Here is a 12233-nt window from a genome sequence, read left to right as displayed (position 1 = left end):
TCGCTTCGGTCAAGACCGGCCGCCCCCAGCGCCATTGACGGGAGAGGCCGGACTCGTGGGGGAGGGGCTCAGCTCTGGACGTCGGCCTTTTCGCTACCGGCCTTCTCCGCCTCTGCCTTCGACGCCTTCTTCGTCGCCATGAGGCTGGTGATCGTCGTGATGATCAGTACGCCGAAGATGACGCCCAGCGAGACCGGGAGAGTGATCTCCGGGACGTTGAGGGTCGTGGTCTCGTGGATGCCGTGCAGGACCAGCTTCACGCCGATGAAGGCGAGGATGACCGACAGGCCGTACGACAGGTGGACCAGCTTCTTCAGCAGGCCGACGATGAGGAAGTACAGCTGCCGCAGACCCATCAGCGCGAAGGCGTTGGCAGTGAAGACGATGTACGGGTCCTGGGTCAGGCCGAAGATCGCCGGGATCGAGTCCACCGCGAAGAGCACGTCCGTGATACCGATCGCCAGCATGACGATCAGCATCGGGGTGGCCAGCCGCTTGCCGTTCTCACGGACGAACATCTTCGTGCCGTGCCACTTGTCGGTGGAGGGCAAGCGCCGCTCGATGGCCTTCATCAGGCGGCCCTCCTCCCAGTCCTCGTCCTCCTCGCCGGCCCGCGCCTCCTGGATGAGCTTCCAGGCAGTCCAGACGAGGAAGGCGCCGAAGACGAAGAAGACCCAGGCGAACGAGTTGATCGCGGCGGCGCCCGCGGCGATGAACACGGCGCGCAGTACCAGCGCGATCAGCACGCCGATCATCAGCACGCGCTGTTGGTAGATCGACGGGACCGCGAACTTCGCCATGATCAGCACGAAGACGAACAGATTGTCGATGCTGAGCGACTTCTCGGTGACGTAGCCCGCGAAGAACTCACCGGCAGCCTGTCCGCCGCCCCAGATCAGCAGGCCCGTACCGAAGAGTGTGGCGAGAACGATCCAGACGGTCGTCCAGATGCCCGCCTCCTTGATCGAGACTTCATGCGGCTTACGGCCGCCGACGAAGAAGTCGGCCGCGACGAGCACACACAGCCCTGCAACTGTGAGCACCCACATGGTCGTTGAGACGTTCAACCTGGATCCCTCCCTGTGGCGCGAGCTTCCAAGGGTACAAGGATCCCCAAGAGTTGGTAAAGAAACAGTATGAAGGCCTGGTCACAGGCCTCCTGTGGCAGTTGCTCAGTCGCTTCGGCACGCAACGGGAAACGTCAAGCCTGGCCGGAGCCCGTCGCGGGCGGCGCGCTGGGGTAGAACGATCACCACGATAGGGGGCGGATTAGGGGTGGGAGCGCGCTTGATCGCCGGTACGTTGAGGCTCGACCGCAGGTAATTCCAAACAGGTAAACCGAGCGAAAGAGAAAGCCTTGACTGAAATGTTTTCCGGTCGGCATGTCGAGATCGCCTGGCCCGACCTGGGTATCAGCGTGACCGCGGAACTCGACGGCCGCAACGCTGAACTTGCCGACGCGCTGTGGGAGTCATTGCCCTACCAGAGTCTGCAGGGACACGCGCTGGTGGCGGGAGAGCATCTATATCACGCGGCCCCCATACCGTCGCTGCTGCATCTCTCGCCGTCCATGCGGATCGCAGACCGACGCGACGCTCCCGATGGAACCGTATTCTGCTCCGCGCTACAGCATGTGGGCATCAAGTACGGCACATTGACCGAGCCGATGCCGGCAGCCCCGGTGGGCCGAATCCGGCAGGAGGACATGCCCGCACTGCTTGAGGCGGCGCAGGCGGTCTGGGATTCGGTCTATTCGACGAAGAAGCCGATCCTGGTGGACGTCCGCAAGGCGGGATCCGAAGGCGGCCACCGTATTCCGAAGTTGACCGCCACACATCCCGACGCGAGCCGTCTTATTCACGACGTGTACACCGCGACCGAGCGGGATTGGCTGTCCGGGCCGAAGGAGCTCACTGATCTCCACGAGGGAGTGATCCCTTCCGGGGCAGGGAGTTTCGAGACGGTATTGCCGACGCTGCTGTTCGTCAACGGTGAGACCCGTCCGCTGGGATATGCCACCTACGGTGGTCTGGTCCGGGCCACGGTCCAGGGGATGCCGATGGAGTCACTGCGTCACATGACGCGTCTGCTGGTCGGTGTCCCGGCAGAGTTTCTGGGCTACTGCGGCCTGGAGCAGCTGTGGAGCTTCACTCAGCGCTTCCTGGCCTGCCTCGACCAGCTCGACCGCGATGACTTCATGAGCGTGGTGAGCCAACTTGCCCTCTACGTCAACCTTTTGGGCGGTTGGAACCTGCACCTGTACCCGTGGGACTCCGGGGACCACCTGCGCCAGCTGCGCCCCACCGAACCGGTCCACCAGTCGTGAGCCAACTCCCCGAACGCACGGACGTCGTCGTCATCGGCGGGGGAGTCATCGGCACCTCAATAGCGTGCCGGCTGGCCGAGTCGGGCGTCGGTACCGTCCTGCTGGAGCGAGGCGCGCTCGGCTCGGGATCGTCCGGGACCACCGCGGGCGTTGTGCGCACCTACTTTCCCGGCAACGCTCTCATCAGCAGCCTTGCCGTCCGGAGTCTGGCGAGTTACCACGCCCTCGCCGACCGGACCGGAACCGACCTCGGCTTGAAGCGCATCGGCCTGCTCGTGCTGTTCACCGACGAAGACCAGGTGCGGGACTTCCGGGACACCCAAGCTGCCCAGCAGGCGGTTGGAGTGGAAGTCGACCTCGTGACCGCTGCCGAAGCGGCGCGGCTCAACCCGCTGGTCGACGAGGGAACCGTCCGGGCGGCAGCCTGGGCGCCCGAGGCCTACGCCTGCGACCCCGCCGCGATCGTGCGCGGCTACGCCGCAGTCGCCCAGCAGGCCGGCGCCGTCCTGCGCACGGAAACACCCGTCACCGGCATCGACCCCGACGGACGGGTCCACACGCCTGCGGGCAGCATTCGCGCGGACACCATCGTCTGCGCGGCGGGCCCCTGGGCGGGAACGGTCGCGGCCATGGCCGACGTACGCATTCCCGTGACCACGTACCCCGTCGAAATGCTCCTGACCGACACCCCCGGCAGTGCCCCGCACAACGCTCTGCCGATGACCATGCACCCGTCCAGCCTGCGGATTCGAAGCTGGGGAGACCGCATCCTCATCGGGATGGGCCGCCCCGCACCCGACGAAACCCGACAGGCCTGGCTGCAACGGGTGTCACATCACCTCGGCACGACCTGCCCGGCCCTCGCCGGCAACGGCATCGACAGCGGGTGGACCGGAGACCTCGACGTCAGTCCGGACGGAATGGCATTCATCGGCCGCGACAGATCCCGCCCGTTCCTCTACGCGGCTGGATTCTCCGGTCAGGGGCTGTGCCAAGCACCTGCTGCCGGAGAGATCATCCGAAACCTCGTGCTCGGCAAGGAATCCTGGATCGACACCACCGGCCTCTCCACCGACCGCTGCCTCAGTGGTTCGGCTGAGACCGGGTAGGAAAGAAGGGGCGCGCGAGCGGGTGTTTGCCGGGCATTTTTTCAGTTCTTTCGAGAGGGAAATCCATGGTCGAGCACGCTGACGGAGAGTTCGTTCGGGAGATGATGCGCTGGCACTTCAGTCCGGAGACGGGTTCATCGTTCTGGCTGAAACGCGCCGAGACCCTCGGCTTCGATCCGCTGACCGATATCCGGGAGTTCGACGATCTCCGCTTGTTTCCCAACGTGGTGGACGAGCTGCGCGATGTCGGTGTCCGTGATCTGATCCCCCGTGGCTACGGTGACGAACACGGGGCGGCCGTCTACGAAAGTGGCGGCACTACAGGGCAGCCCAAGCGAGTGATGTACAGCGCCGAATGGCATCGGCGCAGCGTCGAATGGTTCAGTGAGCGACTGGATTCTCACGGCGTACCCCGAAATGTCGACTGGCTCAGTGCGGTTCCCACCGGGCCGCACAATGTCGGAGCAATGGCGGTCGACGCCGCGATGTCTCGGGGCGGGCTGAACTTCAGCATCGATCTGGACCCGCGATGGGTGAAGAAGATGATCGCGCAGGGCCGTACGGACATGGCCGAGGCCTACACCGACCATCTCATCGAACAGGTCGGCTACATTCTGGCCAGCCAGGATGTGGGTGTCCTGTTCGCCACCCCACCGATGCTGGAGCGTCTCGCGCAGGACGACGAACTGGTCGAGTTGGTGAACCGGAAGGTCCGCGCGATCATCTGGGGTGGCACACATCTGGACGCCGACACCCGGGATCTGCTGCGCGACGAGGTGTTCGGAAGCGCCAAGTTCGTCGGCGGGTACGGCGGCACGATGATGCTGGGGACATCGATGGAGCGGCCCGGCCTCGGTGCCGACGGGCCCTGCGTGTTCGACTCCTTCGCTCCGTACACCACGTTCCGGGTGGTCGACCCCGACACCGGCCAAGTCGTTCCGTACGGCGAGCGCGGGCAGATAGTGGTGCATCACATGAGCCGAAGTGCCTTGCTGGTCAACAACATCGAGCGGGACTACGCAACCCGGATCGCACCGGTGACCGACGGCTTCGGTGATGCGGTCGCAGACGTCACACCTGTGGCGTCCTTCGGCGACACGGCCGTGGTCGAGGGCGTGTACTGATGCTGTCCCTGGACGTACTCGGCCCCGGCGGCCCCTATCGGTCCCGGCGCCAGGAGACCATCCGAGATCTTGCCGGAAAGCCGGCCGCCACACTGAGTCTCGCACCCTCGCTCTACATCACCCGCGCCATAAAGGCCCTGCGTCGAGCGCCGACGCTGCCCGTCGACGCACGGATCGAGGCGTTCGCACGGGCGGGCCGGGCTTTCGCCACGCAGACGATCGCGGGACTGACGGCGGAGGAGTATCAGCACACCGTCAGCTCGACCACCGGGATCCCGATCACGGTGGTGCGCAATGCCACCGACGAAATCGCGCGGGCCACCGAGCGGATCCATCTCAGCGTGGAGAACGCGCGGCCGGCCGGCACGGTCGCCTCGTGGCGCGATCCGCGGGCCCGCGACGGTGCGGCGGTGTGGACCCGGCGCGGTACGGTATTCGCCGTCCACGCGGCGGGCAATCACCCTGCGGTGCACCAGGGTTGGCTCGATGCCCTCGCGCTCGGCTATCGCGTTGCCGTGCGTCCCTCCCGGCGTGAGCCGTTCACCCCGCACCGGCTGGTCACTGCCCTGCGCGAGGCCGGGTTCGGCGACGACGGAGTCGTGCTGCTGCCCACCGACCACGACGTGGCCGGTGACATCCTCCGGCACGCCGATTTCGGAATGGTGTACGGCGGCGCGGATGTCGTGGGCAAATACGCGGGCGATCCACGCATTCTGCCGCAAGGCCCCGGGCGCTCCAAGATACTCATCACCGCCGAGACCGAGTGGGAGCCGATCATCGACACCATCGTGGAGTCGATCAGCGGTGGTGGGGGCGTCGGTTGCGTCAACGCCACCGGCGTACTGGTCGAGGGCGACCCCGCTCCCGTGGCCGCGGCGATCGCCGAACGCCTCGCCGCGCTGCCCAGCCTGCCCGCGACGGACGAGCGCGCGGTCCTGCCCGTGATGCCCGTCGATCCCGCCCGTAGGTGGGAGAGGTATCTGCGGCAGCGGGCAGCCGGTACCAAGGCGTGGCTCGGTGGTGACGGTATCGCCGACGATCTCGGCGATGGCTCCGCGGTGCTCCGTCCTGCGGTGCACCAGCTCGACAGCCCGTTCGCCGAACAGCTCGGTATAGAGCTGGGCTTCCCCTGTGCGTGGGTCGCACCGTGGGACCGCGACGCCGGGCTCCGGCCGCTGCGCGACACCCTCGTCCTCACCGCCGTCACCACCGACGCGGACCTGATCGACGAATTGGTGGCCGAGCCGACCATCGCCAACGTCTATGTCGGTGACCATCCGACACCGTGGATGGAGTACGGACTGCCTCACGACGGCTACCTCGCCGAACTCCTCATGCGCGCCAAGACGATTCGACGCTGATCGACGAGGTACCGTGCCGAGCGCCACCCCGTTGGCCGCCGAGGTCAGCGGTGGTGGTCCGCCAGATGCGACGTGTCGTTCAGCGATTGCACCGACGCATTCCCATCCGCGTCATAGGCCACGGCCGACAGCGAGGCCGCCGACAGCTCCATCCGGAACAGGGACGCGGGCGGTGCGCCCAGCGCCAGCCGAACCAGCGTCCGCAACACCCCGACGTGCGAAACGACCAACACCGTCTGCCCCGCGTACCGTGCCAGGAGCCGGTTCCGCGAGAGCGCGGCCCGGCGCGCAACTGCGGTGAACGTCTCCCCGGTTGCGCCCGGCACCGCCGCCGGAGAGGCGCGCCACGCTGCCAGTTCGGCCGGGTAGCGTTCGCTCACCTCGGCGAACGTAAGTCCCTCCCAGACACCGAAATCCGCCTCACTGAGCCCTTCGTCGACCTGCACCTCCAGGCCCAGCCGTCGTGCCGCTGTCTCGGCCGTCTGCTGGGCTCGGCGCAGTGGTGAGGACACCACCGCCTGCACCGAGCCGCGTGCCACGAGCATCCTCGCGGCGGCCTCGGCCTGCCGCTGCCCGGTCTCCGACAATGCCGGATCGGAGCCGCCGCTGCCGGACAACCGCTTTTCCGGTGTCAATGCCGTCTCACCGTGGCGCAGCAGCATAAGTGTCGTGGGGCTTCCCTGGCCGGCGAGCGAGAGATTCACGCCGGCCGCTCCACGATCAGTTCTGGGGCCGATGCGAATCGGGACACTCCTTTCTATTACAGCCCCCGTCGCCGGCGGCATTGTGGCGAAGCGCGGAGTTCAGCGCAACGCGGCGATGACCGGTGCGAAGTTCTCCATGTTGTATTCCATGACTGTGAAGTAGGTGAAGCCGTAGCGTTCGCGGCGTTCCTTGATTTGTTGCGCCATCTCCGCCGGGGTTCCGATCAGCACACTGGGCAGTTCCTCGGGAGTGTGCTCGGCGTCGGGCGGCAGCGGTTCGAACCTGTCAGGTACCGCGGCGCGTTCGGCGGGCGGAATCACCTGCTGCACCAGGATATTCAGCTCCACAGCGTCGGCGCGGTCACCGAGTAGGCCGCGCACGTAGGCGACTCGTTCTTCCGTCTGCGCGATTCCGGCCAGCTGGAGTACATCACCGGTGGCGTTGGCCCAGCCCCCGGTGAAGGCGATGATGTCGGCGTGTGTGGCGGCCAGCCGCAGCAGCCGGTCGCCCCAGCCCCCAATCAGCAGTGGTGGACCGGATGGTTGGGCCGGACGCGGCTGATATTCCGTGTCCTCAAAAAGACGGCGCAACGTGGTGACGGTCTGTTCCAGTTGTTCGACCCGCTTTCCGCCGCTGGGGAACGGTATCTCCGCCGTGTCGAACTCGGCCTTCACGTATCCTGCGCCGAGCCCGAGTTCCATACGCCCGTCGACGAATTGGTCGGTGCTCGCCACGTCACGCGCGAGAAGGGCGGGGTTGTAGAACGGTGTGTTCAACACGAATGTACTCAGCCGTACCCGTTCGGTCGTTTCGGCTGCGAGCACCATTGCTGGAAACGGCGCGGAGAACCCGAGGTGATCGGCCACTCCGACTACATCGAAACCGAGTTCCTCGGCTCTGCGACACTTCGCGATCCACTCGCGTCGCGATCCGGGGACGAACATATTGACACCGAAGCGGAAGGGTCGTTGTAAAGACATTATGCATTTATATCACGCGATGATTCTCCCGTCATCCCGTTGGGTGGGGCGAAATCATCTCGCTCAGTTATTCATTGAGGTCCTCTCGGTAACGTCATCGTTACGGTGGGGGCCGCGTGCGGGTGGCCGAGATGGTGACCCGGCGTTTAACACGCGTGAAGCCTCTGGAGGGAACGGGTCTGCGAGGATCGTGTCCCGGTCGAGGGGCGTGTGCCGTCCAGCATCACCTGTACTGCTGTCCTCGATGTCCGCAGGGGAACCGCCGAGCACCTTGCGTGCGCTCCGGGAATCACCGGTACCACGGCGGGAGTTGCAGGTTGCCGCCGCCCCGGACGGCTGGCCGCTGTTGGTCTCCCCGGTCGGCCGGGCCAGGAGCACGACACCCCGGGTTGAGTCAAGCAGGGGTACGGCGCCGAAACGCCACCCATGGTGCCGGGATCGCGAACATCCAGTCTTGACAGCCGAGTTGGCGATCGGCCCGTCCAGGCAACCGTTGTCGGTGGCGGAGGCGGATCATGAAGCGGGTACGTGTGGGGCTTGCAGGGTTCGGGCGAGGCCGTCCGAACCCTGCTGCACCATCAGGGGTGGAACGGCGGGTGGGGCCTGACCTGACATCGGCGTCGTCGATCGTCCAGACCGCTCAGGTCCTGCCCGTCCTGCGGCCCGCGCTGGTGGCCCGGCTCAGACGCCGGAGGGAACTTCAGCCTTGTCGTTGGACCCTGTGTCCTTTCCTTCGGCCGCCGCCAGCCTGCGGTTGCGCTGGACCGAGGAGAAGAGGGACCAAGCGATCAGGACGACGCCGATGAGTCCTGTGATGACCTCGGGGATCTCGTACTGGATGGTGATGAGCAGGATCGCGGCGAGGGCGCCGATCGCGTAGTGCGCTCCGTGCTCCAGGTAGACGTAGTCGTCGAGGGTGCCCTGGTGGACCAGGTAGACCGTGAGTGAGCGGACGTACATCGCGCCGATGCCGAGGCCGAGCGACATCAGGACGATGTCGTTGGTGATCGCGAAGGCGGCGATGACGCCGTCGAAGGAGAAGGATGCGTCCAGGACTTCCAGGTAGAGGAACATAAAGAAGGCGGCCTTGCCGGCCATGACGACCGCCGGGACCTTCTTGCCGCTCCTCTTGGCCTCTTCCTCGGCCTCGTGCTCGCGCTCCTCCTCTTTCTCGAGCTTGTTCTCGAAGTACCCGGAGAGGCCGCCGACGATCAGGTAGGTGATCAAGCCCGCGACGCCGGCGATCAGGACGGTCTCGGTCTTGTCCGCATGGGTGCCGCCGTGCTGGTGGGCGTTGGGGGCGAAGGTCATCGCGGAGACGAGCAGCACGATGAGCGCGATGCAGACGGAGAGCATGTCGACCTTGCCGAGCTTGGCGAGCGGACGCTCCAGCCAGGCGAGCCACTTGATCTCCCGGTCCTCGAAGATGAAGTTGAGGAAGATCATCAACAGGAACATGCCACCGAAGGCGGCGATCGACGGGTGGGCGTCGGTCACCAGTTGCTGGTACTTGTCCTTGTCGTCGAGCGCGAGCTGTACCGCTTCGATCGGACCGGTCTTGGCGCTGATGGCGACGATCACGACTGGGAAGACCAGGCGCATGCCGAAGACCGCGATCAGGACGCCGATGGTGAGGAAGATCTTCTGCCAGAAGGCATTCATCTTCTTCAGGATCCCGGCGTTGACCACGGCGTTGTCGAAGGACACCGAGATCTCGAGGATGGACAGGATCGCCACGATTCCGAAGCCGGTCCACCCCCCGTAGAACACCGCCGCGACCAGACCGAGCGCGGTGACCGCGAACGACCAGCCGAACGTTTTCAGAAGCACTGGCTACCCAATCGTCTTGTGCGGGACTCCCCCCGCGCCGTACCTGGCTTTACGAAAACATTGACTTCGAAGTCTAGCCTTGACCGTTCATGAGGTGCCGTTGGTGGGTCTCAAACGAGCGGTGTATCCGGGCTGTTGATAACTGACGGGCTGTGAGAGTCGGCCGTCGAAAGGTGAAGGTGAAGTGAAGGCGAAGGCGTTCAACGCGGTCTTCCATCGCATGGTCCAGCGGGCCTGGCCCTTGCCGGTGGGATCGAGCGACATGATCGCCATGTAGACGCACTTCAGGGCGGCTTGTTCGTTGCTGTCTCACCCCCACCACCAGCCACGGGGTGATGTCCCGTCACCCGGCATGGGCCGAAGCACCTACAGGCGAGCCGGACGACCACGGCATTGGTCGGTCCCGTGGCGGACCGACCACGAAGATCCGCCTCGTCGCTGATGACCGCGGTCGACCGCTTGCTCTCGCCTTTTCAACTGCTGGTGGCGCCGGGTCAGCTCTGTCCGATCTCGGTCCACGGACGGAGCTTCTCCGGGTTACGGATCGCCCAGATGCGAGTGATGCGGTCGTCGGTGACGCTGAACGCCGCCACGGTCACGGTGACGCCGACGTGCTGGGCGACCAGGCCGTGCCGGCCGTTGACCGTCCGCTCCAGGAGCGTCAGCCCAGGGGCTTTGCCGGCTATGTGGATCAGGTACTGGGCGATGCGCTCGCTGCCCTCGACCGGGCGGAGAACCGTGCCGACCAGCCCGCCGCCGTCGGCGATCATCGTGGCGCCCGGATCGAGGAGGTCGACGAGGGCCTCGATGTCCCTGGCCTCCCATGCCTCTTTGAAATGCCGCACCAGACGGGCCTGCCCGGCCGTCGAAACCACCGGGGCCCGCGCGGCGTGAATACGCCGGCGGGCCGAGGACGCCAGCTGCCGGCAGGCCGCCGGTGTCCGGCCGACGATCTCGGCGACCTCGGCGAAGGGGTACCGGAAGACGTCGTGCAGGATGAACGCCACGCGTTCTGCCGGCGTCATCGACTCCAGGCTGAGCCGGCTCGGCACGGAGTCACGTGGCCTCAACAAGGGTTCGCTTGCGCTCGCCCGTCTCAGAACGCCCACCGCGTATGGGTGTAGAGCCCGTCATCCCGGCCGAATCCGTATGCCGTGGCCGGCGCCACCGCGAACACCATCACGTCCCCCTTCCGGAACGCGTCCCCGATCCCGTGGAAGGTGCCCTCGGACGAGGTGATGTGCGGCCCGTACTTCGCCTCGTACGCCGCGATCACCTCCTCCAGTACGGCCGGATCGGCAACCGGCTCCGCTTTGCCCTCGACCACGAGATCGAGGCCTTCGGTGAGCGAATTCCCCCCGGTGGTCAGCGCGCAGTGCCCACCATGTGCGAGGTTCTTCGCCTTCTGTTCCTCCTTGCCGGTGGAGAAATAGAGCACCCCGTCGTGCCAGGCGGCGATCACGGGCGTGACGTGCAGCCGGCCGTCGGGCCGCACGGTGGACACCCAGAAGATCTCGGCGGCCTTCAGCTGTCGCTGGGCCTCGGCCCACTCGGTGGCGGTGACGTTCGCGGCCCCCGGGCGGGGATTGAGCGCGGAGCTGTAGCGGGCGTCGAGCTCGGTCGTGGGTTGCTGTGCGGGTCCGTTTTTCGGCATGGCGGATCTCCTTCCCTTCCCCCCATAACGACTGGCCGGCCGCGCCGAAGTCATCGCCAGGCCCGTTCGTGTTCCTGCCTCACATGCTCCCTCGTCCTTCCTCACCCCGCCCGCCCGAGGTCGGCCGAGGCCACATGGCTGCCGCGATGAGTTCCGGCCGGGGCGCGAGTCTGTCCTGGTGACCGTCGTAGCGCTTCGTACGGCGCTGCCCGGCACGAGACACCACGGAGGAAACCATGACGACCACGCCCGGCAACCCGAGCAGCGACCTCCCCGGCAAGCCGCCCGTCGTCGACCTGGCCACCTGGCAGGCGGCGCGCGAGGAGCTGCTGGTCCGCGAGAAGGCGCACACCCGGGAGGGCGACGCGATCGCCGCGGCCCGGCGGCGGCTGCCGATGGTCGAGTTCGACGGTGCCGTCGAGGTCACCGGCGTTGACGGGCCGGTCCCGTTCCTCGACCTGTTCCAGGGGCGCGACGAGCTCGTGGTCTACAAGCACATGTGGTACGACGGCGCGCCGCACCAGGGGCAGTGCGAGGGCTGCACCACCACGGCCTGGCATGTGAAGGACGCCGTCTACCTCAATGCCCGTGGCATCTCGTACGCCGTCCTGACCTCGGGCCCGTGGAGCGAGGTGGCTCCCTACGTCGAGTTCATGGGTTACACCCAGCCCTGGTACTCGGTGCGGGGCGTGGAGGCGCCGGTCGGCGAGGAAATGGGGCGCATCGTGTGTTTCCTGCGCGACGGCGACCGCGTGTTCCTCACCTACTCGACGACGGGCCGCGGCAACGAGCCGGTCAACGGGTCCCTCGGCCTGCTCGACATGACGTCCTACGGCCGCGGTGAGGCGTGGGAGGACACCCCCGAGGGCCGGTCCGTGATCGGCGATGTACGCGAGGGGCACCCGTACCGGGCCCGCCAGTCCTGCTGGTACTGGCGCTCGGACGCCGACGGCGTCGCCACCTGGGGCCCGACCAGCCGGCCCGTTCCGCAGTGGACCCGCCCCGGCGCGACCCCCGTGGAGACCCTCGGCCGCCACGGCCACCACTGCTGACGCGCGTTCATCGACGGCGTCGCACATCTGGGGACCTGGCCGCGGCGGTCGTCAAGCGCCGCGACCAGGCCGAGATCCGTGTCCTGCTTGGA

Annotated in this window: 9 protein-coding genes and 4 pseudogenes; 6 read left to right on the top strand and 7 right to left on the bottom strand. The window is 66.6% G+C overall.

Annotation, left to right across the window (positions count from 1 at the left end; genetic code table 11):
• Positions 1-68: 68 nt before the first annotated feature.
• Entirely contained in the window at positions 69-1049 is a 981-nt protein-coding gene (locus ACIQD6_RS31800; RefSeq protein WP_401889289.1) for a TerC family protein, read from the bottom strand.
• Positions 1050-1366: 317 nt separating this feature from the next.
• Here ACIQD6_RS31800 and ACIQD6_RS31795 point away from each other — a divergent pair, with 317 nt between their 5' ends.
• The 4 genes from ACIQD6_RS31795 to ACIQD6_RS31780 all read left to right on the top strand — a co-directional run bounded on the left by ACIQD6_RS31795 (position 1367) and on the right by ACIQD6_RS31780 (position 5920).
• A complete protein-coding gene (locus ACIQD6_RS31795) occupies positions 1367-2326 on the top strand; it encodes a hypothetical protein (RefSeq protein ID WP_401889286.1) in 960 nt (319 codons plus the stop codon).
• The gene (locus ACIQD6_RS31790; RefSeq protein ID WP_401889247.1) at positions 2323-3435 is read left to right on the top strand and encodes an NAD(P)/FAD-dependent oxidoreductase; all 1113 of its coding nucleotides are present in this window, start codon (positions 2323-2325) and stop codon (positions 3433-3435) included. The genes ACIQD6_RS31795 and ACIQD6_RS31790 overlap by 4 nt, the downstream gene beginning before the upstream one ends.
• A gap of 65 nt (positions 3436-3500) precedes the next feature.
• The gene (locus ACIQD6_RS31785; protein WP_401889244.1) at positions 3501-4559 is read left to right on the top strand and encodes an AMP-binding protein; all 1059 of its coding nucleotides are present in this window, start codon (positions 3501-3503) and stop codon (positions 4557-4559) included.
• Positions 4559-5920, top strand: a complete 1362-nt coding sequence (locus ACIQD6_RS31780; protein ID WP_401889242.1) for an aldehyde dehydrogenase family protein — start codon at positions 4559-4561, stop codon at positions 5918-5920. The genes ACIQD6_RS31785 and ACIQD6_RS31780 overlap by 1 nt, the downstream gene beginning before the upstream one ends.
• Before the next feature lie 44 nt (positions 5921-5964).
• Here ACIQD6_RS31780 and ACIQD6_RS31775 read toward each other — a convergent pair.
• From ACIQD6_RS31775 to ACIQD6_RS31760, 4 genes and pseudogenes are all read right to left on the bottom strand, one after another.
• A pseudogene (locus ACIQD6_RS31775) lies at positions 5965-6600 on the bottom strand (histidine phosphatase family protein); the annotation flags it as partial.
• 123 nt (positions 6601-6723) lie between these two features.
• Positions 6724-7605: an LLM class F420-dependent oxidoreductase gene (locus tag ACIQD6_RS31770; protein WP_401889239.1), complete on the bottom strand. Its 882-nt coding sequence runs from the start codon at positions 7603-7605 to the stop codon at positions 6724-6726.
• A 681-nt stretch (positions 7606-8286) separates the two neighbouring features.
• Positions 8287-9435 carry a DUF475 domain-containing protein gene (locus ACIQD6_RS31765; RefSeq protein ID WP_401889236.1) on the bottom strand — a complete coding sequence of 383 codons (1149 nt, stop codon included), beginning with the start codon at positions 9433-9435 and terminating at the stop codon, positions 8287-8289.
• Between the two features lie 87 nt (positions 9436-9522).
• Positions 9523-9735, bottom strand: a pseudogene (locus ACIQD6_RS31760) (hypothetical protein); the annotation flags it as partial.
• Positions 9736-9809: 74 nt separating this feature from the next.
• On the opposite strand from ACIQD6_RS31760, the pseudogene ACIQD6_RS31755 reads away from it, so the two are divergent.
• Positions 9810-9911: pseudogene (locus ACIQD6_RS31755) on the top strand (IS5/IS1182 family transposase); the annotation flags it as partial.
• Between the two features lie 18 nt (positions 9912-9929).
• On the opposite strand, the pseudogene ACIQD6_RS31750 reads toward ACIQD6_RS31755, so the two are convergent.
• Both ACIQD6_RS31750 and ACIQD6_RS31745 read right to left on the bottom strand, forming a co-directional pair.
• Positions 9930-10469, bottom strand: a pseudogene (locus ACIQD6_RS31750) (sigma factor-like helix-turn-helix DNA-binding protein); the annotation flags it as partial.
• Between the two features lie 62 nt (positions 10470-10531).
• Entirely contained in the window at positions 10532-11089 is a 558-nt protein-coding gene (locus tag ACIQD6_RS31745) for a pyridoxamine 5'-phosphate oxidase family protein (protein ID WP_401889233.1), read from the bottom strand.
• Positions 11090-11325: 236 nt separating this feature from the next.
• Between ACIQD6_RS31745 and ACIQD6_RS31740 the strand changes: the two genes are divergently transcribed.
• Positions 11326-12141 carry a DUF899 family protein gene (locus ACIQD6_RS31740; protein ID WP_401889231.1) on the top strand — a complete coding sequence of 272 codons (816 nt, stop codon included), beginning with the start codon at positions 11326-11328 and terminating at the stop codon, positions 12139-12141.
• Positions 12142-12233: the final 92 nt, after the last annotated feature.

The sequence above is a fragment of the Streptomyces sp. NPDC088400 genome, from assembly GCF_044753355.1.
In the GTDB taxonomy this organism is placed as follows: domain Bacteria; phylum Actinomycetota; class Actinomycetes; order Streptomycetales; family Streptomycetaceae; genus Streptomyces.
The sequence above is the reverse complement of the archived record's forward strand: the minus strand, read 5'-3'. Positions and strand labels throughout refer to the sequence as shown.

What these genes read in the sequence shown, in the direction of transcription:
- ACIQD6_RS31800 (WP_401889289.1), bottom strand. Translation starts at nt 1,049, where the DNA reads ATGTGGGTGCTCACAGTTGCAGGGCTGTGTGTGCTCGTCGCGGCCGAC.
- ACIQD6_RS31795 (WP_401889286.1), top strand. Translation starts at nt 1,367, where the DNA reads ATGTTTTCCGGTCGGCATGTCGAGATCGCCTGGCCCGACCTGGGTATC.
- ACIQD6_RS31785 (WP_401889244.1), top strand. Translation starts at nt 3,501, where the DNA reads ATGGTCGAGCACGCTGACGGAGAGTTCGTTCGGGAGATGATGCGCTGG.
- ACIQD6_RS31780 (WP_401889242.1), top strand. Translation starts at nt 4,559, where the DNA reads ATGCTGTCCCTGGACGTACTCGGCCCCGGCGGCCCCTATCGGTCCCGG.
- ACIQD6_RS31770 (WP_401889239.1), bottom strand. Translation starts at nt 7,605, where the DNA reads ATGTCTTTACAACGACCCTTCCGCTTCGGTGTCAATATGTTCGTCCCC.
- ACIQD6_RS31745 (WP_401889233.1), bottom strand. Translation starts at nt 11,089, where the DNA reads ATGCCGAAAAACGGACCCGCACAGCAACCCACGACCGAGCTCGACGCC.
- ACIQD6_RS31740 (WP_401889231.1), top strand. Translation starts at nt 11,326, where the DNA reads ATGACGACCACGCCCGGCAACCCGAGCAGCGACCTCCCCGGCAAGCCG.